The sequence below is a fragment of the Bacillus sp. Xin1 genome (assembly GCF_013314535.1).
In the GTDB taxonomy this organism is placed as follows: Bacteria; Bacillota; Bacilli; order Bacillales; family Bacillaceae_G; genus Bacillus_A.
The window spans coordinates 1-725 of record NZ_JABUAE010000161.1 but is presented as its reverse complement, the minus strand read 5'-3'; the positions used below and the strand labels follow the sequence as shown (position 1 = coordinate 725).

The 725-nt window shown below is 33.0% G+C and carries 2 protein-coding genes; one reads left to right on the top strand and one right to left on the bottom strand.

Features of this window, described 5'->3' with window-relative positions:
* The first annotated feature begins 191 nt into the window (after window positions 1-191).
* Window positions 192-470, top strand: coding sequence for an AbrB/MazE/SpoVT family DNA-binding domain-containing protein (locus tag HRG09_RS28280; RefSeq protein ID WP_174104096.1), 279 nt, complete (start codon window positions 192-194; stop codon window positions 468-470).
* A 74-nt stretch (window positions 471-544) separates the two neighbouring features.
* Here HRG09_RS28280 and HRG09_RS28275 read toward each other — a convergent pair.
* Window positions 545-725, bottom strand: a 181-nt coding sequence (locus HRG09_RS28275; RefSeq protein WP_174104095.1) for an HU family DNA-binding protein, incomplete at its 5' end; no start/stop codon positions are given.

Here is a 725-nt window from a genome sequence, read left to right as displayed (position 1 = left end):
TTTGTACAAAAGGAGGAAGCAATAGATGGAAGATACAAAGTATCCCTTTTCACAAAGGTGTAAAGAGATTCTTATTATGATTGTAAGCTTTTGGATTATAATGTTTTCAATCTTTGGAGAAAGCTTGTTACAATGAAAAGTGACATAGGGTATAAAATATAGAGCTATAGAAAATTTAAGGGAGAGATTTCATGAAATCAACAGGAGTAACTCGAAATTTAGATAATTTAGGACGTATCGTTATACCCATGGAGTTAAGGCGCACGCTGAAAATTAAAGAAAAGACACCATTAGAGATTTATGTAGAAGGTGAAAAGATTATCTTGAAAAAATATAAAGCGCATGGTACTTGTGCAATAACAGGAGAAGTATCTGATAAAAATATTTCTCTTGCAAATGGAAAAATCAACTTAAGTCCTGAAGGTGCAAAATATTTAATAAATGAATTAGAAAAGTACGTAGTGAAATAAATGATTGTGGATACAAAAAAGAAGGGAGAATAGTGAATGCCCTTCTTTTTTGTATATGTAACTTCTATATTTCTTTACTTTACAGCCTCTTTTAAGTTTTTCCCCGCTTTAAATCCAGGTACTTTTCCACCTGGAATATGCATTTCTTCCCCCGTTTGAGGATTACGTCCTGTACGTGCTGAACGTTCACGCACTTCAAATGTACCGAATCCAATTAATTGTACCGAATCTCCTTTTGCTAGAGTTTGTGTAATT